General features: G+C 67.9%; 20 protein-coding genes and 3 tRNA genes. 12 read left to right on the top strand and 11 right to left on the bottom strand.

Annotation, left to right across the window (positions count from 1 at the left end):
* The first annotated feature begins 277 nt into the window (after nt 1-277).
* Together ABZ796_RS13030 and ABZ796_RS13025 are read left to right on the top strand one after the other, a co-directional pair.
* Nucleotides 278-472, top strand: a complete 195-nt coding sequence (locus tag ABZ796_RS13030) for a helix-turn-helix domain-containing protein (RefSeq protein ID WP_357337440.1) — start codon at nt 278-280, stop codon at nt 470-472.
* Nucleotides 469-1,668: a tyrosine-type recombinase/integrase gene (locus tag ABZ796_RS13025; RefSeq protein ID WP_357337340.1), complete on the top strand. Its 1,200-nt coding sequence runs from the start codon at nt 469-471 to the stop codon at nt 1,666-1,668. Before ABZ796_RS13030 ends, ABZ796_RS13025 begins: the two co-directional genes overlap by 4 nt.
* A gap of 97 nt (nt 1,669-1,765) precedes the next feature.
* On the opposite strand, the gene ABZ796_RS13020 is transcribed toward ABZ796_RS13025, so the two are convergent.
* The 3 genes from ABZ796_RS13020 to ABZ796_RS13010 all read right to left on the bottom strand — a co-directional run bounded on the left by ABZ796_RS13020 (nt 1,766) and on the right by ABZ796_RS13010 (nt 2,051).
* A tRNA-Val gene (locus ABZ796_RS13020) sits at nt 1,766-1,840 on the bottom strand.
* A 32-nt stretch (nt 1,841-1,872) separates the two neighbouring features.
* A tRNA-Cys gene (locus ABZ796_RS13015) sits at nt 1,873-1,943 on the bottom strand.
* Between the two features lie 35 nt (nt 1,944-1,978).
* Nucleotides 1,979-2,051: transfer RNA gene (locus tag ABZ796_RS13010), tRNA-Gly, on the bottom strand.
* A 167-nt stretch (nt 2,052-2,218) separates the two neighbouring features.
* Between ABZ796_RS13010 and ABZ796_RS13005 the strand changes: the two genes are divergently transcribed.
* Complete coding sequence (locus tag ABZ796_RS13005; protein WP_357337339.1) at nt 2,219-3,040, top strand: aminotransferase class IV; 822 nt, start codon at nt 2,219-2,221, stop codon at nt 3,038-3,040.
* A gap of 98 nt (nt 3,041-3,138) precedes the next feature.
* Here the strand turns inward: ABZ796_RS13005 and ABZ796_RS13000 are convergent, their stop codons facing one another.
* The 7 genes from ABZ796_RS13000 to ABZ796_RS12970 form a co-directional block, all read right to left on the bottom strand.
* Nucleotides 3,139-4,503 carry an OFA family MFS transporter gene (locus ABZ796_RS13000; RefSeq protein WP_357337338.1) on the bottom strand — a complete coding sequence of 455 codons (1,365 nt, stop codon included), beginning with the start codon at nt 4,501-4,503 and terminating at the stop codon, nt 3,139-3,141.
* 193 nt (nt 4,504-4,696) lie between these two features.
* Nucleotides 4,697-5,134, bottom strand: a complete 438-nt coding sequence (locus ABZ796_RS12995; protein WP_357337337.1) for an SsgA family sporulation/cell division regulator — start codon at nt 5,132-5,134, stop codon at nt 4,697-4,699.
* Between the two features lie 101 nt (nt 5,135-5,235).
* Nucleotides 5,236-6,144, bottom strand: a complete 909-nt coding sequence (locus ABZ796_RS12990; RefSeq protein WP_357337439.1) for a 5'-3' exonuclease — start codon at nt 6,142-6,144, stop codon at nt 5,236-5,238.
* A 50-nt stretch (nt 6,145-6,194) separates the two neighbouring features.
* On the bottom strand, nt 6,195-7,007 hold the full coding sequence (locus ABZ796_RS12985) for an ABC transporter permease (RefSeq protein ID WP_357337336.1): 813 nt from the start codon (nt 7,005-7,007) through the stop codon (nt 6,195-6,197).
* Nucleotides 7,004-7,864, bottom strand: coding sequence for an ABC transporter permease (locus ABZ796_RS12980; protein ID WP_357337334.1), 861 nt, complete (start codon nt 7,862-7,864; stop codon nt 7,004-7,006). Before ABZ796_RS12980 ends, ABZ796_RS12985 begins: the two co-directional genes overlap by 4 nt.
* Nucleotides 7,861-9,048, bottom strand: a complete 1,188-nt coding sequence (locus ABZ796_RS12975) for an ABC transporter substrate-binding protein (RefSeq protein WP_357337332.1) — start codon at nt 9,046-9,048, stop codon at nt 7,861-7,863. The genes ABZ796_RS12980 and ABZ796_RS12975 overlap by 4 nt, the downstream gene beginning before the upstream one ends.
* Before the next feature lie 25 nt (nt 9,049-9,073).
* Nucleotides 9,074-10,144: an ABC transporter ATP-binding protein gene (locus ABZ796_RS12970; RefSeq protein WP_357337331.1), complete on the bottom strand. Its 1,071-nt coding sequence runs from the start codon at nt 10,142-10,144 to the stop codon at nt 9,074-9,076.
* Nucleotides 10,145-10,230: 86 nt separating this feature from the next.
* On the opposite strand from ABZ796_RS12970, the gene ABZ796_RS12965 reads away from it, so the two are divergent.
* The 3 genes from ABZ796_RS12965 (at nt 10,231) to ABZ796_RS12955 (ending at nt 12,227) form a co-directional block, all read left to right on the top strand.
* Nucleotides 10,231-10,971: a GntR family transcriptional regulator gene (locus tag ABZ796_RS12965; protein ID WP_357337329.1), complete on the top strand. Its 741-nt coding sequence runs from the start codon at nt 10,231-10,233 to the stop codon at nt 10,969-10,971.
* Nucleotides 10,968-11,669 carry a hypothetical protein gene (locus ABZ796_RS12960; protein WP_357337327.1) on the top strand — a complete coding sequence of 234 codons (702 nt, stop codon included), beginning with the start codon at nt 10,968-10,970 and terminating at the stop codon, nt 11,667-11,669. The genes ABZ796_RS12965 and ABZ796_RS12960 overlap by 4 nt, the downstream gene beginning before the upstream one ends.
* A gap of 114 nt (nt 11,670-11,783) precedes the next feature.
* Entirely contained in the window at nt 11,784-12,227 is a 444-nt protein-coding gene (locus ABZ796_RS12955) for an Lrp/AsnC family transcriptional regulator (RefSeq protein ID WP_355020057.1), read from the top strand.
* A 37-nt stretch (nt 12,228-12,264) separates the two neighbouring features.
* Here the strand turns inward: ABZ796_RS12955 and ABZ796_RS12950 are convergent, their stop codons facing one another.
* Complete coding sequence (locus tag ABZ796_RS12950) at nt 12,265-13,650, bottom strand: lysine 2,3-aminomutase (protein ID WP_357337325.1); 1,386 nt, start codon at nt 13,648-13,650, stop codon at nt 12,265-12,267.
* Nucleotides 13,651-13,760: 110 nt separating this feature from the next.
* Between ABZ796_RS12950 and ABZ796_RS12945 the strand changes: the two genes are divergently transcribed.
* From ABZ796_RS12945 to ABZ796_RS12920, 6 genes are all read left to right on the top strand, one after another.
* The gene (locus tag ABZ796_RS12945) at nt 13,761-14,807 is read left to right on the top strand and encodes an L-erythro-3,5-diaminohexanoate dehydrogenase (RefSeq protein ID WP_357337324.1); all 1,047 of its coding nucleotides are present in this window, start codon (nt 13,761-13,763) and stop codon (nt 14,805-14,807) included.
* Entirely contained in the window at nt 14,804-16,357 is a 1,554-nt protein-coding gene (locus ABZ796_RS12940; RefSeq protein WP_357337323.1) for a lysine 5,6-aminomutase subunit alpha, read from the top strand. Before ABZ796_RS12945 ends, ABZ796_RS12940 begins: the two co-directional genes overlap by 4 nt.
* On the top strand, nt 16,354-17,094 hold the full coding sequence (locus ABZ796_RS12935) for an OAM dimerization domain-containing protein (RefSeq protein WP_357337322.1): 741 nt from the start codon (nt 16,354-16,356) through the stop codon (nt 17,092-17,094). The genes ABZ796_RS12940 and ABZ796_RS12935 overlap by 4 nt, the downstream gene beginning before the upstream one ends.
* Entirely contained in the window at nt 17,091-17,483 is a 393-nt protein-coding gene (locus ABZ796_RS12930; protein ID WP_357337321.1) for a hotdog domain-containing protein, read from the top strand. Before ABZ796_RS12935 ends, ABZ796_RS12930 begins: the two co-directional genes overlap by 4 nt.
* 487 nt (nt 17,484-17,970) lie before the next feature.
* The gene (locus ABZ796_RS12925) at nt 17,971-18,771 is read left to right on the top strand and encodes a polyprenol monophosphomannose synthase (RefSeq protein ID WP_357337320.1); all 801 of its coding nucleotides are present in this window, start codon (nt 17,971-17,973) and stop codon (nt 18,769-18,771) included.
* Nucleotides 18,768-19,250, top strand: coding sequence for an FxsA family protein (locus ABZ796_RS12920; RefSeq protein ID WP_357337319.1), 483 nt, complete (start codon nt 18,768-18,770; stop codon nt 19,248-19,250). Before ABZ796_RS12925 ends, ABZ796_RS12920 begins: the two co-directional genes overlap by 4 nt.
* Nucleotides 19,251-19,297 lie beyond the last annotated feature (47 nt).

Below are 19,297 nucleotides of genomic sequence, written 5' to 3'. Positions count from 1 at the left end.
ATACCGCAAACCCCGCAAATCTGCGGTGTTTGCGGGGTTTAGAACAATCCGCAGATTCTAAATGCCGCACCTGTTTCCGCAGGTCAGACCCCGTTTGCGGTATTTGCGGGGTTTGCGGCATCACTTCCCGCCCCATTGGTCCAGCAACTCACCCAGCACCGCCCAACCACCAACCGCAGGAGAACCGATCCCGATGTCTCGGAGCCCATCGAGCAGCACGCCTACCCACCGCCCCAATCCGCAACCCGACCGCCGAGGAGCCCAGCCTGTGACCGAGATGAAGCGCGAGATCCCGCCCATCCTCTATCGCGTCGAGGAAGCCGCCGAAGCGCTCCGGATGAGCCGATCCGTCGTCTACGAGCTGATCCGCTCCGGCCGCCTCCGCACCGTCAAGGAAGGGCGCCGCCGCCTCGTGCCCGTCACCGCACTGACCGAGTACGTAGCCGACCTGATCGAGGAGAACGCAGCATGACCGAAGAGAAGAAGCGCCGGGGCCGCGGAGAGGGAGGCGTCCGATGGGACGAACGCCGGCAGCGATACATCGCCGAGACCACCGTCGACTACAACGCCAACGGCAAGCGCATCGTCCGCAGCGGTTCCGGCAAGAGCGAGACCGAAGCACTCCGCAACATGCGAGCTGCCGTCGATAAGTACCGGAAGGGTCTGGTGCCGGAGGCTCGTCACTACACGGTGCGGAAGGCTGTAGAGAACTGGCTGCAGTACGGGCAGGGGAGTCGGGCGGGGGAGAAGACCCGGGAGAAGAACCGGATCATCTGCGAAACCCACATCATTCCATTCATCGGCGGTCAGAAGCTCCAGCGCCTGACCGTTCAGCACCTGGACGAGTGGCTCGCCGGGAGGGCCGAGGTGCTCGCCACGGACAGCCTTCGCCAGGTCCGCCGCCTGCTGCGCCAATCGATTCGGCGAGCGATGATCCACGGCATGGTTGATAGGAACGTTGCCGACCTAGTCGACCTGCCAAGAGGGCGAGCAGGCCGCCCGTCCAAGTCCCTCACTCTCGCTCAGGCAAAGGCAATCCTGACCGCGACGGAGGGCGACACGATGCACCCGTACATCGTGGTCTCCCTGCTCACCGGAGCGCGCACGGAGGAGGTCCGCGCGCTCCGTTGGGATCACGTGAACCTTGACGGCGATCCTGACGCCGATCCGCCGATGCCGCCGCACATGTTCGTGTGGCGCTCCGACCGAGAAGGAGGGGAGACCAAGACCCGGAAGTCCAAGCGGACTCTTGCCCTGCCAAAGCAGGTCGCAGTCGTGCTCGGCGAACACCGAGTGCGGCAGGCGCAGTGGAAGCGTCTTGCGAAAGAGAGCTGGGTCGAGAACGACCATGTCTTTACGACGACAATCGGGTCCGCGTTGGACGCCGCGAACGTCCGCCGCAGCTTCAGGCGCGCCCTCGGGAAGGTCGAGGGGATCGAGCCGAAGGAGTGGACGCCTCGCGAACTGCGTCATTCGTTCGTCTCGCTGCTCTCCGAGTACGGGGTATCTGTGGAGGAGATCGCGCGCCTGGTCGGCCACACCGGAGGAAGCAAGGTCACTGAACTGATCTATCGTCACGAACTGCGGCCGGTGATGGAGACCGGCGCTCAGGCGATGGACGCCGTATTCGGCAAGCCGGGCAAGGAAGATCGTCCCGAAGCCAGTTAGTCAGGCACTCTGTCAGGCAGCGTCGAACACTCATTCGATACGGTGAAATCGAACCGGCCCCTGATCTGCGTTTCCGCAGTTCAGGGGCCGGTTGCTGTGGTGGACGATACTGGGTTTGAACCAGTGACCTCTTCCGTGTCAAGGAAGCGCGCTACCGCTGCGCCAATCGTCCGTGGTTATTTAATTTATCAGGGTGGTGCTTCGAGGTGGGTACGGGATTTGAACCCGTGTACACGGATTTGCAGTCCGTTGCCTCGCCTCTCGGCCAACCCACCGCTGGAGGCAATGCCTCCGGTGGAGACCTACTCCGAGCGGACGACGAGGCTCGAACTCGCGACCTCAACCTTGGCAAGGTTGCGCTCTACCAACTGAGCTACGTCCGCTTGTGCTTCCGGCCCGGTTTCCCGTGCCCTTGGCGACGAGAAGAACATTAACGGAGCCGCTGTCGGGGGACAAATCGGGGGTCACCTTCGTGTCATTCGCCCGAAACCTCGACCGCCGCGCGGGCCGGCATTCCGGGCCCTGACCAGGGACGTCTTAGAGTTGCCGCATGCGCGCGTGGATCGATGGTCAGCTTCTCGACAACCCGGCCGCCCCGGCGGTCTCCATCCGAGACCACGGTCTGGTGGTCGGCGACGGCGTCTTCGAGACGCTCAAGGTGATCGAGGACCAGCCGTTCGCGCTCGCGCTCCACCTCGACCGCCTCGAGCGGTCGGCGACCGGCCTCGGTCTGCCCACCCTCGACCGTGGGCTCATCACGAAGGGTGTCGAGGCGGTGCTCGGGGCAGAGCCGACGGCGTACGGGCGCCTCCGGATCACCGTCACGGGTGGGCCGGCGCCGTTCGGGTCGGGCCGCGTGGAGGTGGCACCGACGGTCATCATCGGCCTCGAGGACGCGTCCCCCAACCCGGACGAGACCAAGGTCGTCAGCGTGCCGTGGCGCCGCAACGAGCACGGCGCCACGACCGGCCTGAAGACGACGTCGTACGCCGAGAACGTCATCGCCCTCGCCGAGGCCCGCAAGCACGGCGCGACTGAGGCGATCTTCGCCAACACCGTGGGCGACCTGTGCGAGGGCACCGGGAGCAACATCTTCTACGTGCTCGACGGTGCACTGAAGACCCCGACGCTCTCCAGCGGCCCGCTGGCCGGGATCACCCGGGCCCTGGTCCTGGAGTGGTTCGGTGCGGAGGAGACCGACGAGCCGCTGTCCGAGGTCGAGGAGTACGCCACGGAGGTCTTCCTCACCTCCAGCCTGCGCGACGTCCAGGCCGTCACCGAGTGGGGCACGCGCACCCTCCCGCACGGCCCGGTCACCCGGGCGGCGCAGGAGGCGTGGCGTACGAACGAGCCGAGCCTGCTCGGCCTCTGATCAGCCCGTGAAGAGCTGCGCCGCCCGGCGCAGCGTCTCGATGACACCGTAGGCCAGCGGGATCCCGACCAGGGCCCAGGCACCTGCGATCTTGGCGTTCATGCCGCACTCCTCTCGGTCTCGGTGGAGCCGGCGGACGTCGGCTCATGGAACCTGTCGGGGACCTGGTGCACCAGGAGGTTGGCGATGAAGCCGACCGCGAGGACGCCGACCATGGTCAGCAGCGCCGGCTGGTAGGCGGCCGCGGTGAGCGTGCCGGGTTCACCCTGCGCGTCGAGGAAGGCGTTGATGATGAGCGGTCCGGCGATACCGGCAGCCGACCACGCGGTCAGCAGCCGGCCGTGGATGGCGCCGACCTGGAAGGTGCCGAAGAGGTCTCGCAGGTAGGCGGGGACGGTCGCGAAGCCGCCACCGTAGAAGGACAGGATCACCACGGCGAGCAGCACGAACAGCGCCATCGAGGTGTCCCCGACAGTCGCCAGCAGGAGATAGAGCACCAGTCCGACGCCGAGATACATCATGTAGATCGGCTTGCGGCCGATGACGTCGGAGGTCGAGGACCAGATGAACCGGCCGCTCATGTTGGCGATCGAGAGCAGCCCGACGAAGCCACCGGCCGCGACCGCGCTGACCGAGGAGACTCCGTCGGTGCGGAAGAAGTCCTGGATCATCGGAGCGGCCTGCTCGAGGATGCCGATGCCGGCGGTGACGTTGCAGAAGAGGACGATCCATACCAGCCAGAACGACCGGGTCCTGATCGCGCTGTTGGCCGAGACGCTGGCCGTGGTGACGAGCTTCTTCTCCTTCACGCTGGCCGGGTCCCAGCCTGCCGGCGTCCAGCCCTCCGGTGGGACGCGGACGGTGGCCGCGCCGAAGGACATGAAGACCAGGTAGACCACGCCGAGGGTGAGGAAGAGCATCATCACCGCGTGGCCGTCGGGCACGGTGGTGGCGTCTCCGGTGTAGGACGGGTCGTAGAGCGCCAGGAGCCGGCCGCTCAGCGGGCTGGCGATCATCGCGCCGCCGCCGAAGCCCATGATCGCCATGCCGGTGGCCAGGCCCGGCCGGTCCGGGAACCACTTGATCAGCGTGGAGACGGGGGAGATGTAGCCGATCCCGAGACCGATGCCGCCGATGACGCCGTAGCCGAGGTAGAGCAGCCACAGCTGGCCGGTGCCGATGCCCAGGGCCCCGATGAAGAAGCCGGAGGCCCAGAAGACCGCGGCCGCGGTCATCGCCGCGCGCGGTCCGTTGCGGTCGACCCAGGTGCCCATCACGGCGGCCGAGAGGCCGAGCATCACGATCGCGATCGAGAAGATCAGCCCGATCGCGGTCTGGCTGGAGTCGAAGTGTTCGACCAGCGCGGTCTTGTAGACGCTCGTCGCGTAGACCTGGCCGATACAGAGATGGACGGCGAGGGCGGCGGGTGGGATGAGCCAGCGACTGAAGCCGGGACCGGCCACGGTTCGCTCGCGAGAAAGGAAAGCTGGCAGCACTGTGACCTCCGAGGGGGTGCGGGTGACGCACATCACTACCACAGTTGATGTGGCAACGGCGAGGGGACGCTTCTGGCCAGCGAAAAGAAGCACGAACCCTCCAGCCCCGGAGATCCGGGACGGGAGGGTTCGTGAACGAATGAGCAGGCGGGCGGAGTGCCTACTCAGCGTCGAAGGAACTGCCCAGCAGGTCTGCGACGAGCGCATCGAGATCCAGGTGCTGGCTCTCGGAGCCGACCGGGACGGCCGAGAAGGACTTGCCGAGGAACATCTGCACCTCGCTCGAGTCGGCGGTCGCGATCAGGCGACCGTCGGGGGAGCTGAAGTCGAAGACCGCGACGGCCTTCGCCTCCTCGTCGATGCTGGGATAGATCTTCACGTCGCCCTCACCGGCGGGGGCGGCCAGGCCCTGGAGCATCAGCGTGCGGGACACGACCCACTCGACGTCACCGGCGCCGGAGTGGAAGGTCAGGCTCACTGCGTACGGGTCGTTCTCGCGGTAGCCGAGGGTCGTCGGCACGTCCACCGTGCGGCCCCACGGGTCGAGGCAGGAGATCTTGATGTCTTGCTGCACTGCCGGGTGCTTGATGTCGCTCATTCGTCCGCTCCTTGTTCGTGGTCTTGCCAAGGAGACGGAGACGTACGCGGCGGATGATGCCGTTTCGACGAACTTTCTTTATCGAGTTGTGGAGACCTGGGTCACTCCCGCGCGAGAGCGGCTTCCAGGCGAGCGACCGGGGAGGCGAGGTTGTACGTCGCGGCGAGCTCGTGCAGGCGTGCCGGGTCGGCCGGAGCGCTGGGAAGTGCGGTGCCGCTGCGGTCCAGCGGGATGTCCCGGGCGACGGCCACGACCTTCGGCGCGACCGCCAAGTAGTCGACCGCGTCGATGAACTTCTGTCGTTGCGCCTTGGTGAGCGAGGTGGTCGGGTCGGCGACCGCGCCGATGATCCCCTCCAGGTCCCCGTACTGCTCGAGCAGCTTGGCCGCGGTCTTCTCGCCGACGCCCTTCACGCCCGGAAGCCCGTCGGAGGTGTCGCCGCGCATGGTGGCGAAGTCGGCGTACTGAGCGGCGCTGATGCCGTACTTGGCGAGCACCCACTTCTCGTCGACCAGGTCCGGATCGCTCACGCCCCGGGTCGGGTAGAGGATGCGTACGCCGGCAGCGTCATCGACGAGCTGGAACAGGTCGCGGTCGCCGGTGACGACGTCGACCGGCATCCCCGCGCCGGTGGCGAGGGTGCCGATCACGTCGTCGGCCTCGTAGCCGTCGGCGCCGATGACCCGGATCCCGGCCGCGGCGAGCACCTCGCGGATGATCGGCACCTGCACCTGCAGCGGGTCGGGGACCTCCTCGACGTCGGGGGCGGTCTCGACCTCCTCCACCACCCGGTGCGCCTTGTAGGAAGGGATCAGGTCGACCCGCCACTGCGGGCGCCAGTCGTTGTCCCAGCAGCACACCAGGTCGGTGGGGGAGTAGTCGTTGACCAGCCGGGTGATGAACTCCAGCAGGCCGCGGACGGCGTTGACCGGGGTGCCGTCCTCGGCTCGGATGTCGGGCACGCCGAAGTAGGCCCGGAAGTAGAGCGACGCGGTGTCCAGCAGGAGCATTCGAGGTTCAGCCACGCTGAGCACATTATCCGCTGACGCGGAGGGCAGGCCTAGTGAATCGCCCTCGTCGTATCCGCCGGGTCGGAGGAGAGCCGCTGGGCGAGCCAGATCGGTGCGACCGAGACGACGATCATGACGACCGCGACGACGTTGACGATCGGTGCCTGACCCGGCCGGAACAGGTTGGTCAGGATCCAGACGGGCAGGGTCGTGACACCGGGGCCGGCGGCGAACGTCGTCACGATGATCTCGTCGAAGCTGAGCGCGAACGCCAGCAGCCCGCCGGCCAGCAGCGCCGAGCGCAGCTGGGGGAGCGTGACCAGCCGGAACGTGGTCCACATCCCCGCTCCCAGATCGGCCGAGGCCTCCTCGAGGTTGCCGCCCATCCGCCCCAACCGCGCCTGCACGTTGTTGAAGACGGTCACGATGCAGAAGGTCGCGTGGGCCACCACGAGCGTGAAGAACCCCAGGCGTACGCCGAGGATCGACGAGAACGCGTTGGACAGGGCGATGCCGGTGACGATGCCGGGGAGGGCGATCGGGAGCACCACCAGCAGGTTGACGGACTGCTTCCCGAAGAAGGAGTAGCGCTGCATCGCCAGCCCGAGCAGCGTGCCGAGGACGAGAGCCGTCACCGTCGCGCACGCGGCCACCGTCAGCGAGGTGAGGATCGCGTCGTGGGCTCCCGGGTTGACCGCCGCCCGCCGCCACCACTCGGTGGTGAAGCCGCTGGGCGGCCAGGTCAGCGCCTGGGAGGTGTTGAACGAGTTCACCACCACCAGCGCGAGCGGCGCGTACAGCATGGCGAGCACCAGGCCGGTCACCGCGGCCAGAAGACGCCGGGTCGATCTCGAGATGGTCATAGATTCTCCAGGGCTCCGGTGCGGCGTACCAACGCCAGGTAGATCATGATCACGACGATCGGGATCAGCGCGATCGCGGCGGCCAGCGGCAGGTTGGACCCCGAGTTGATGAAGACGAGGTTGCCGAGCATCTGGTTGGCGCCGCCGACGATGTTGACCGTGATGTAGTCGCCCATGGTCAGCGAGAACGAGAAGATCGAGCCCGCGACCAGTCCCGGGACCACCAGCGGGAACACCACGGTGCGGAACGTCAGCGCCGGTCGGGCACCGAGGTCGCCGGCGGCGTCGAGCAGCGAGTCCGGAACGCGTTCGTAGGCCGCGTAGACGGGGAGGACGACGTACGGAAGCCAGATGTAGGCCTGGGTGAGAACGATCGCGGTGAAGCCGAATCCGGGTGACTCGAGACCGACCAGGCCACCGGCCCAGTCCAGCAGGCCGCCGTTCGACAGCAGCGAGCGCCAGGCGAGCGCCTTGACGAGGTAGGACGCCCACAACGGCATCAGGAACGCGATCACCAGCAGGTGGCGCGAGCGCCGGGAGGCGACCTTGGCCATGTAGAAGCCGACCGGAAGCGCGATCGCGCAGTCGATCAGGGTCACCAGCAGAGCCACGCCGATGGTGCGTAGCGTGACGGTCCGGTAGAGCGCTTGACCGGTGATCTCCCGGATGTTGTCGAGGGTGAAGGTGCGCTCGAGCTCGTTGGTGAAGGAGTCGATCGTCCAGAAGGCCGTCACCAGCAGTGCGGCGAGCGCGACGACGTAGACGAGCACCAGCCAGGTGAGGGGTGCGGCCAGCAGGAGGCCGAGGCGGATCCCCGGCCTCCTGCTGAGCGTGCTGCTGACAGACCTCAAGGTCACCCCTTGATCTCTGCCCAGGCCTTGGTCCAGTCCTGATAGTCGGTGCACTTCACGTCGGTCCGGCCGTCGAGGCACTTCTCGATCGGCGTGTTCCAGAACCAGATCTTCTCGGCGTACTCCTCATCGCCGGCGTGGAAGGTCTCGCAGTGACCCTCAGAGGCGAACTCGCAGGCCTTGTCGGAGTTGGGGGCCTCGCCGAAGTACTCCGTCGCCTGGGCGTTGGTCTCCGGGTCGGAGATGTGGTTGAGCCAGGCGTAGGCGCAGTTGGGGGACTTCGCCTTCGAGGAGATCATCCAGGTGTCGTTCCAGCCGGTCGCGCCCTCGGAGGGCAGGATCGCCTCGACCGAGGCCTTCTTCGGGTCGATCAGGTTGGCGATCACCTGCCAGGTGGTGCCGACCACGGTGTCGCCGGTCTCGAAGGAGGCCTGCGTCTTGGTGTAGTCGGACCAGTACTCACCGACGGAGGTCCGCTGCGACTTGAGCAGGTCGACGGCCGCGGCGAGCTGCTTCTCGTCGAGGGAGTAGGGGTTCTCGATGCCCAGGTCCGGCTGGTGCGCCATCAGGTAGACCGCAGCGTCGGCGATGTAGATCGGCGAGTCGTACGCGGTGACCTGGCCCTTGTGCTTCGGCGCGTCCTCGAAGACCGCCTTCCACGAGGTCGGGGCGGGGGTGACGTCCTCGGTGTTGTACATCAGCAGGTTGGCGCCGTAGCCGTGCGGGATGCCGTAGTTCTTCCCGTCCACGGTGTTCCACTCGCGGTCCTTGAGGAAGTCGTAGATGCCCTTGTAGTTGGGGATCAGGTCGGTGTTGACCTCGGCCGCCTCGCCGGCCGCGATCATGCGGAGGGTGAGGTCGCCGGAGGCGGCGACGACGTCGTACTCGCCCGACTTGGCCAGGTTGAAGGCCTCGTCGGAGGTGCCGTAGACCTTGGCGGTGACCTGACAGCCGGTCTCCTTCTCGAAGTCGGAGACCCAGTCGACCTCGGGGTCGGTCGAGCCGTCCTCGACGTAGCCGGGCCAGGCCAGGATCGAGACCTCGCCCTCGTTCTCGCCGAGCTTGTCGACCGCTCCGGTCGACTCGTCTCCGTTGGAGCCGCCGCAGGCGGAGAGCGTGATCAGGGACAGCGCCGCGATCGCTCCGCCGATGGTGCGGCTGGTGGTGACTCTGGTTGGGATGTTCCGCATGGTCAAACCTCTCTGGTGTTCTCGCTCATCGGTAGTGCACGGCACGGGACGAATCGGTGCCCAGGGGGACCAGGTCGCCCGGCGACCAGGAGGCGACCACGCGGTCGCCCCGAGACTCTGGTTCGGCGGCATCCGGGTGCAGGGCGCCGCGGCTCTGCTCGAGGGCGACCAGCCTGGTGCCGTCCTCGAGCTCGATGTGGACGCGATGCCCGGTGCCGATGTAGATCGACTCGGTGATCACGCCGGCGGCGGTCATCGCGCCGACGGGCGCGGTCGCCGCCTCAGGGGAGAGCAGGATCTTCTCCGGCCGCAGCGCGAAGGCGCCCTCCATCTTCAGCATCCGCTTGGCGGCCTCCTCGTCGAAGACGTTGGAGGTGCCGACGAAGTCGGCGACGTACTGCGAGGTGGGCCGCTCGTAGATCTCCTTGGGCGTGCCCAGCTGCACGATCCGGCCGCTGTCGAAGACCGCGATCCGGTCGCTGAGGGTGAGCGCCTCCTCCTGGTCGTGGGTGACGAAGACGAAGGTGATCCCCAGCTCGCGCTGGATCTGCTTGAGCTCGACCTGCATCTGCTCGCGGAGCTTGAGGTCGAGCGCGCCGAGCGGCTCGTCGAGGAGGAGCACACGAGGACGTACGACGATGGCGCGAGCCAGCGCCACCCGCTGGCGCTGCCCGCCGGAGAGCTCGGTCGGCTTCCGGTTCGCGACGTGGCCGAGGCGGACCATCTCCAGCGCCTCGCGTGCTCGCGAACCGCGCTCGGCCTTCGGGACGCCACGTACGCGCAGGCCGTAGGCGACGTTGTCGAGCACGTTGAAGTGCGGGAAGAGGGCGTAGTCCTGGAAGACGGTGGTGACGTCACGGTCGAAGGGCGCCAGCGCGGTGACATCCTCGCTGCCGAGGCGGATGGTGCCGGAGTCGGCGTGCTCGAAGCCCGCGATCAGCCGCAGCACCGTCGTCTTCCCGGAGCCGGAGGGCCCGAGCATCGAGAAGAACTCACCATCGCCGATGGCCAGGTCGAGTGCGTCGACAGCCAGCACGTCGCCGTACGCCTTGGTCACAGCTTCGAGCTGGATCTGCGGAGATTCAGTCGGTCCCATTGCTGAATCATATGGAACCAGATCTTAGATTTTAAAGGGTATCTGCGTAAGTTCTTTGTAAACCCACTTGAAGGAGGAGCCCGATCGTGGCCAACGCCCGTGCGATCACCTCGCGCGCCCGGTCGGCGATCTTCGCGCCGATCGGCGACGAAGGCAGAGCCGTACGTGTCGAGAACCGGCTGGCGGAGGCGATCCGCTCCGGCGTGCTCGCCGACGGCGACCGTCTCCCGAGCGAGCTCGAGCTCGCCCAGATGCTGGGCGTGGCGACGGTGACCGCCCGGGAGGCCCTGGTCTCGCTGCGGGCACAGGGCCTGGTCGTGACGACCAGAGGCCGGGGCGGTGGCTCTTTCGTGCGTGCTCCCGATCCCGGCGACATCGTGAAGGGGCGGCTCGCGACGATGTCGCGCGTGGAGCTGCGCGACCGGGCGAGCCTCTATCAGGTCGTGCTGACCGGCTGTGCCGAGCTCGCCGCCGAACGAGCTGCCCCTGACGAGGTGGAGGACCTCCAGGACCTGCTGGTCCCGCTGGGCGAGGACGACCTGGGCCGGTGGCGCGACGCCGAGAGCGAGCTCTATCTCTCCGTGGCGGCGCTGACCCAGTCGGCGCGCCTCACCCGGGAGGTGGTGCGACAGGAGGCCGACTTCGGTACGTTGCTGCGAGTGCCGCTGAGCGAGTCGGACTTCCGTCAGGCGTCTGCCGTGCGGCACCGGGCGCTCGTCGCCGCGTTGGACACGGGCGATGTCGTCGCGGCGCGCGCGAGCGTCCGCGACCACGTGGCCCACGCCGTTGAACGTCTGACCGAGATCCATGAGGTGGTACGACTGTGAACATCGATGTGTCGGCCGACTGCGCTGTCCTCATCGAGCAGCACTTCGGTTCCATCCTCATCGAGCTCGAGCGGGCGCGCGCCGAGGTCGGTGCTCTCTTCGCCGCTGGGCCGGTCACCTCGGACGAGCTGATCGCGCAGGTCGAGACGGGCACGCTGGCGTTCCTCCAGGACTCGAGCCTCCTGGGCGGCGGGTTCGTCGTCGCACCGGACGCGCTCGTCGACCGGCGCCTCTACCTGGCCTGGTGGCAGGGGGCGGGCCGCGACTTCCTCGGCGAGGCCGAGGTGCCGGCGACCGGTGAGGCCATCGACTACACCCGCCAGCCGTGGTTCCGGATACCGCAGCGCACCGGAGCGCTGAACCTCGCCGGGCCCTACGTCGACTTCGTCTGTGCCGACGAGTACGTCATGACCACGACGCTGCCGGTCTACGCGGACGGCCGGATGGTCGGCGTCGCCGGCGCCGACACCTCGGTCGAGACGCTGGAGTCGATGCTGCTGCCCGGCCTGCGCCAGATCGGCGCGACACTGGTCAACTCGCACGGCCGGGTGGTCGTCTCTGCCGACCCGCACCTGGCCACCGGTGAGGCGATGTCCGCCATCCCCGACGAGGTCCGAGACGGGCGGCTGCTGTCGGTCGTCCAGTCCTCCGCGGACGGTGGCGGCAAGCCCCAGGTGCTCGCCGGCTGGCCCTCCTGAGGCTCTCCTCGCCCGCCGAATCCGCCGGAAATCTTTCGACATCAACTACTTTTTTGGACGTTTCGGCGGAGATATTGCTGCTGTGGGTACGCTGTCGCCGTGACTGCACCTGAGATCGAGGCCACCGACCGTAAAATCCTCCAGCTCCTTGCGGAGGACGGTCGCATGTCCTACACGGACCTGGGCAAGGCGACCGGCCTGTCGACCTCGGCGGTGCACCAGCGCGTCAAGCGGCTCGAACAGCGTGGCCTCATCACCGGCTACGGCGCCACTGTCAACTACGCCGCGATCGGCGTGCCGCTGACCGCGTTCGTCGCGGTGCAGCCCATGGATCCCTCCCAGCCCGATGACACCCCCGAGCGGGTCGCGGACCTTCACGAGGTGGAGGCCTGCTGGTCCATCGCCGGCGTCGAGTCCTACATGCTCAAGGTGCGCGTCGCCACGCCCGAGGCGCTCGAGGAGCTGCTCGGCCGGATCCGCTCGGTCGCCAACGTGTCCACGCGCACCACGATCGCGATGTACACCTACTACGAGAACCGCCCGACCATGACGCACTGAGACCCGGCGCCGAGCGCCGGGTCTCAGTAGCTGCCGGTCAGTTCCCGTGCGTGCGCCACCACTCCTGGCCTGACTCGGGCAGGGTGTGGATCGGGTCGTAGTACTCGTACGTCCTGGTCAGCGCCTCGGCGTCGGATGCCTCGATCGAGGTGCGGTAGTTCTTGGTCCAGTAGGAGATGCCGCGCTCGGTGTCGTAGTCGGCGATCTGGTGGACCCAGCGCTTGCCGACGAAGGGTACGTCGCACACGATGCGCGGCGTGGCGAAGCCGGGCAGGTAGCCCATGATGTCGTGCTGCATCCGCTGCGCGTCGGCGACCGAGACCCGCCAGTGCTCGCTGAACGGGATCATGTCGCACATGTAGAAGTAGTAGGGCATGATCTGCGCGCCGTCGAGCAGCCGGAAGCTCAGGTCGAGCAGGCTGTGGCTGTCGGCGTTCACCCCGGCCAGCAGCACTCCCTGGTTGCGTACGTCGCGCACGCCGGCCGACAGCAGCGCCTTGGACGCCTCGGCGACGAGCGGCGTGACCGAGTTGGCGTGGTTGGCGTGGGTGTGGATCGCCAGCGAGACGCCGCGCTCGCGGGCGATGGTGGTCACCCGGCTCATCCCTTCCAGCAGCGGCTCCTGGAGCCAGTGCTGGGGGAGGCCGATCAGGCCCTTGGTGGCCAGCCGGATGTCGCGGATGTTGTCGATCGCCATCAGCTTGGTGAGGAAGTCCTCCAGCCGCGGCCAGGGGAGGTTGGCGACGTCGCCGCCGGAGACGACCACGTCACGCACCTGCGGGGTGTTGCCGAGGTACTCGAGCATCGCCTCGTGGCGGTCGACCGGCTTGCCGGTGAGCTTGAGCTTGTCGATGACCGGGGTGGAGTTGCCGACCAGGTCCATCCGGGTGCAGTGGCCGCAGTACTGCGGGCAGGTGGAGAGCAGCTCGGCGAGCACCTTGGTCGGGTAGCGGTGGGTCAGCCCCTCGGCGACCCACATGTCGTGCTCGTGCAGCGAGTCGCGGCTGGCCTGCGGGTGCGAGGGCCAGTCGGTGCGGCGGTCGGAGAAGACCGGGATCATGTAGTGGCGGATCGGGTCCGCATAAAAGGCATCGGTGAACTCGCTGGGGTGGGTGGTCGAGCTCGTCGAGACCACCATCGTGTTGACCATCTGCGGCGGCACCAGCATCGACATCGTCGCCCGCTCGGCCATGTCACGCTCGAGGTCGGCGTAGAACCGCTCCTCGAGAAGATCGCCCATCAGAGCGCGCATCTGGCGGACGTTCTTGATGCAGTTGACGCGCTGCCACTGCACGTCGCGCCACTGCTCCTCGGTCACGTCGGCCCACCCCGGGAACCGGGTCCAGTCGGGCTCGACCAGCTCGACGCGCTGGTAGGCGTAGGGCTGTCCGTCTCTGGTCTGGGGCTCGATGGTTGCCGTCATATTCTCCACCATAGCGGGAGATCCTCCGGTAGTTGCAAGCCTAGGCCGCAATTCTTCCATTGACCGCTGGTAGGGTCCGCCGTGAGATGGACGCAAGGAGGCGTACGACGATGACCACTTCTGACCCGACAGGCCTGCACCGGGTGCTGGATGAGCCGGTGGGCGGCTCGTTGCCGCTGCCCCAGGCGGCCCGGAGACTCGACACCCGACGGGCCGTCTGGCCCGACGAGGTGCGGATCCGGGTGGAGCGACTGAACCTGGACGCGGCCTCGTTCCGGCAGCTCGAGTCCGCACACGACGGCGACGGAGAGGCCGTACGCCGCGAGGTGCTCGACATCGTCGCCGAGCGCGGCAAGATGCAGAACCCGGTGACCGGGTCGGGCGGGATGCTCGTCGGCGTCGTCGAGGAGGTCGGCCCCGAGTCCCCGCTGGGGCTGAAGGTCGGCGACCGGGTCGCCACGCTGGTGTCGCTGACCCTGACGCCGTTGGTGATCGAGGACGGGCTCGCCGGCTGGGACGGTGACTCCGAGCAGGTGCCGTGCGACGGCTACGCCATCCTCTTCGGCCGCTCGATCGCAGCCGTCCTGCCCGACGACCTGGCTCCCGAGCTCGCACTGTCGGTCATGGACGTGTGCGGCGCTCCTGCGCTGACCCGACGGGTCGTCGCGGAGCGCTACGAAGGCGGTGTCGTCGCCGTGATCGGTGGCGGCGGCAAGTCCGGCTCGCTGTCCCTGGCCGCAGCCCGTGACGCGGGAGCCGGCCACCTGATCGGCGTCGTCCCGACCGAGACCGAGGCGTCGCGACTTCGCGAGGCGGACCTGGCCGACGAGGTCGTGGTCGCCGACGCGCGCAACCCGGTGGCTCTGCGCGATGCTGTCGCCAAGGCCGGCGGACCTGCCGACGTCACCGTCGTCTGTGTCGACGTACCCGGCTGCGAGGGCGGCGCGATCCTCGCCACCGCAGACCGGGGCACCGTCGTCTTCTTCTCGATGGCGACCTCCTTCTCGGCCGCTGCGCTCGGCGCCGAAGGCCTGGCTGCCGACGTCACGATGCTCGTCGGCAACGGCTACGTCCCCGGCCATGCTGCCTATGCGCTGGATCTGCTCCGCGCGAACCAAGGCGTCCGGGCACTCTTCGAGGGGAGACTGGACCGGTGAGACTCGATCTGGACCCACGCACGATCGCCCAGGCCCGCGCGCTGGCCGCGAAGGTCGGCGACCCGATCGTCGAGCTGGCCACGAAGCACACCACGGTCGCCGTCGAAAGAGCCATGCTGCGCTTGGCCGGGCTCGCCGGCGCCGACCTGGACGGCACCCCCTGGGTGAACCACCTGGTCGACGCGGTGCGCGCCGACATCGGGCTGGAGCACGGCGTCGCGCTACCGGTGTGGCACGCACTGACCGCCCACGGCAACGACCTCTCCAGACTCGCCGAGGAGGCCGCTGCCGGCCAGGTGACCTTCCACCTGCCCGAGGGCGCCGAGGCCGAGCTGGCCGCCAAGCACGCCCGCGAGGCGGTCGGGGTCGGCATCGCCCGCCTCGACGCCAGCCGGGTGGCACGGGAGCGGATGATCGCCGAGATCGGCGACGCACCTCGCAAGCCATGGATCTACCTGATCGTCGCGACCGGTGACATCTACGAGGACATCCCACAGGCGCAGGCGGCCGCCCGCGAGGGCGCCGACATCATCGCGGTGATCCGCTCGACCGGCCAGTCGCTCCTCGACTACGTGCCCGAGGGCGCCACCCGGGAGGGGTTCGCCGGGACGTACGCGACCCAGGAGAACTTCCGGCTGATGCGAGCCGCTCTCGACGAGACGAGTCGCGAGCTGGGCCGCTACGTCAGGCTGACCAACTACGCGAGCGGGCTGTGCATGCCCGAGATCGCCGCGCTGGCGGGCATGGAGCGTCTCGACATGATGCTCAACGACTCGATGTACGGGATCCTGTTCCGCGACATCAACCCGGTGCGTACGTTCGTCGACCAGCGGCTCTCGCGTCAGATCCACGCGCGGGCGGGGATCATCATCAACACCGGCGAGGACAACTACCTCACCACCGCCGACGCGGTCGAGGCGGCGAACACCGTCACCACGAGCCAGCTCCTCAACGAGTACTTCGCCAAGGAGGCCGGTCTCGAGGACTGGCAGCTGGGCCTGGGCCACGCCTTCGAGATCAATCCCGACGTACCGGACTCGTTCCGTCTCGAGCTCGCGCACGCGCTGCTGGCGAAGACGATCTTCCCCGACGCTCCGCTGAAGTGGATGCCCCCGACCCGGCACATGACCGGCGACATCTTCAAGGGCTACCTGCTCGACGGGTTCTTCAACCTGGCCGGCGCGATGACCGACCAGGGCATCCTGCTGGTCGGGATGATGACCGAGGCGGTGGTGACGCCGTGGCTCTCCGACCGCGACCTGGCCCTGCAGAACGTCCGGTACGTCATGGACGCGGCCGGACGCCTCGGCGAGGACTTCCACCCGGCCCCCGACGGGTTCATCGCCAACCGGGCGCGCGAGGTCCTGGGGGAGTCGATCGACCTGCTCGGGAAGATCATCGACGAGCCCAACGGGCTCCTGGACGCGATCGCGGACGGCACCTTCGGCTTGATGAAGCGGCCCGCCGACGCCGGCAAGGGCCTCGAGGGCGTGGCTGAGAAGTCCGAGGCGTACTACAACCCGGCTAGCGCCATCCTGGAGGGAAAGTGACCATCATCAGGCCGTACGGCGACACCACCGGCGACGGGATGGTGCAGGTCTCCTTCACGCTGCCGATCAAGCACAGCAAGGTCGCCGACGGCGCCGCGCTGCAGCTGGCCAACAAGATGGGCATGGAGCCGGCGATGGTCGTCCACTCCAAGCCGATGGGCGAGGACTTCACGTTCTTCGTCGTCTACGGGCAGGTGAACCACCTCGTCGACACCGACAAGGTCCAGGTCGTCGAGCGGGACTTCCCGCTGCTGACCCCGAAGGAGGCCAACGCGGTGATCAAGGAGACGCTGCGGCGTCCGATGGTCGTCGTCGGTGCCTGCATCGGCACCGACGCCCACACCGTCGGGATCGATGCGATCCTCAACATCAAGGGGTTCGCGGGGGAGAAGGGGCTGGAGTACTACAAGGAGATCGAGGTCGTGAATCTCGGCGCCCAGGTCTCGGTTCCCTCCCTCGTCGAGGCCGCCGTCACCCGGCGCGCCGATGCCGTGCTCGTCTCCCAGGTCGTCACCCAGCGCGACGCGCACCTGCTCAACACCCGGGAGATGTCGGCGGCGTTCCGCGAGGCCTATCCGGCGGGGGAGCGGCCGCTCCTGGTCGCCGGTGGTCCACGATTCGACGAGTCGATGACCGCAGAGCTCGGCGTCGACCGGATCTTCGGCCGCGGCACCACCCCTGCCGAGGTCGCCTCCTATCTCGTCCATCGCACCACCTCGAAGGAGCCCGCCGCATGACGTCGTCCTCGCCCGAGACCGGGACCAAGGTCGTCCACCGTCGCTACGTGCCCTACTCCCACGCCCACTACGCCGGGAACCTGGTCGACGGTGCGTACAGCCTGGGGCTGTTCGGCGACGTCGCGACCGAGATGTGCATCCTCACCGACGGCGACGAGGGCCTGTTCGCCTCCTACGACGAGGTCCAGTTCAAGGCACCGGTGCGTGCCGGCGACGTCCTGGAGATCACCTGCGAGCTGATCAGGGCCGGGACCCGGTCTCGGGTGATGGAGTTCGCGGTGCACGTTGTGGCCCGCGGAGCGGCGACCGAGGCCCGTCCAGGGGCAGCCGAGATGCTGGCGGAACCGATCCTCGCGACCTCCGCACGAGGCACCGTCGTCGTTCCCTGAACGCCGTAACGCGTACGTGAAGACGACACGCCGAGGTTCCTCGAGAATTCTTCACTTTCTCGCGTCGCACAGGCTGTGGCTGACCTGCGAAAACACCTGTTTCCGCAGGTCAGCGCCGTGTTGACTTCCGGAGAGCCAGCGGGTGATGGTGGCAGCGTTCGCCCATGCAGAGTTGCGGTCGGCGGACCGGCGCTCGACGAATCGGGTCGGGGGGTGTCGAGCCAGGCATGCCTTCGATGCGTTTTCGTGGGCGCGGTCAACGTCCGCGAGGGCAACGCGGGAGGGCCAAGGCGCCCTTAGACAACGATCGGTCCCCCTGCCTCCAGCAGGGATCGGAACGGCCCGAAGAACGTCTTGCTCCTCCCGCGCTCTGTCTGTCTGCGATCGCCTCGCCGCCGCGCAGTCTCGCTCGATCGGGATCTTGGGATCAACCGCTGGGCGGATATCCTGTGAGTTCCACCCCCATTCCTTGACAAGGCCGGCGTACGTGACGAACGAGCAGCTTCCACCCTGGACCGAGATCGGCCGGGCGGTGATGGTCATCCCGACCTACAACGAGGCGGACAACCTTGCCTGGATCGTCGGGCGGCTCCGCAAGGCGCAGCCGCGCGTCGACGTGCTGATCGTCGATGACGGCTCACCCGACGGCACCGGCACGATCGCCAACGAGCTGGCCGACAACGACGATCAGATCCACGTGCTGCACCGCACCGAGAAGGCCGGGCTGGGGGCTGCGTACCTGCACGGGTTCGGCTGGGCGCTCGAGCAGGGCTACGACGTCGTGGGGGAGATGGATGCCGACGGCTCGCACCAGCCCGAGGAGCTCCACCTGCTGCTCGAGGCGCTGACCTCCGCCGACCTGGTGATCGGCGCGCGCTGGATCCGCGGCGGGTCGGTGGTCAACTGGCCGCTGTCGCGGCGCCTGCTATCGGTCGGCGGCAACTTCTACGTCCGGCTCCTGCTCGGCATCAGCGTCCACGACGCCACCGCCGGCTACCGCCTCTTCCGGCGTACGACGCTGGAGAAGCTGCAGCTGGCCAGCGTCGAGTCGACCGGCTACGTCTTCCAGACCGAGATGGTGACGCGTACGCTGCGCGCTGGTCTCACGGTCAAGGAGGTCCCGATCCAGTTCATCGAGCGGGTCCGGGGCGAGTCGAAGATGAGCCCCGCCGTCGCCGCCGAGTCGATGCGCCGGGTGACCCGTTGGGGCCTGGCCGAACGCCGCGAACAGCTGCTCCGCCTGCTGCGCCGCTTCGGGCTGGACCGTCTCGCGGGAGGCCGGCGATGACGACCACGCGACGCCGCAGGTTCTCCTGGGTGCTGGTGCTCCTGTTCCTGGTGATGCCGCTGGCCGAGCTGTTCGTGCTCATCCAGGTCGGTCAGGTGATCGGCGTGTGGTGGACGATCCTGCTGCTGATCGCCGACTCGATCTTCGGTGCCTGGCTGATGCGCCGTGAGGGGGCTCGCGCCTGGACCGCACTGACGACGGCGCTCTCCACCGGCAAGCTCCCGTCCAACGAGATCGCCGACGGCGCACTGATCCTGCTCGGCGGCGCGATGATGCTCAGCCCGGGCTTCGTGACCGACATCTTCGGCATCGTGCTGATCCTGCCGTTCACCCGACCGTTCTTCCGCCGCATCCTGGCCACGGTCGTGCAGAAGCGCCTGGTCACCGCGACGATGCCCTCGACGTTCGGTGCCGGAGCCCGGCCCCGCAACGACGACATCGTCACCGGCGAGGTCATCGACAAGGACAACTCGGCCTGAGATACGCCGAAGGCGGCCTTCCATCTGGAAGACCGCCTTCGGCGTAT

It is taken from the genome of Nocardioides sp. NPDC047086 (assembly GCF_040643685.1).
Taxonomy (GTDB): domain Bacteria; phylum Actinomycetota; class Actinomycetes; order Propionibacteriales; family Nocardioidaceae; genus Nocardioides.
The sequence above is the reverse complement of the archived record's forward strand: the minus strand, read 5'-3'. Positions and strand labels throughout refer to the sequence as shown.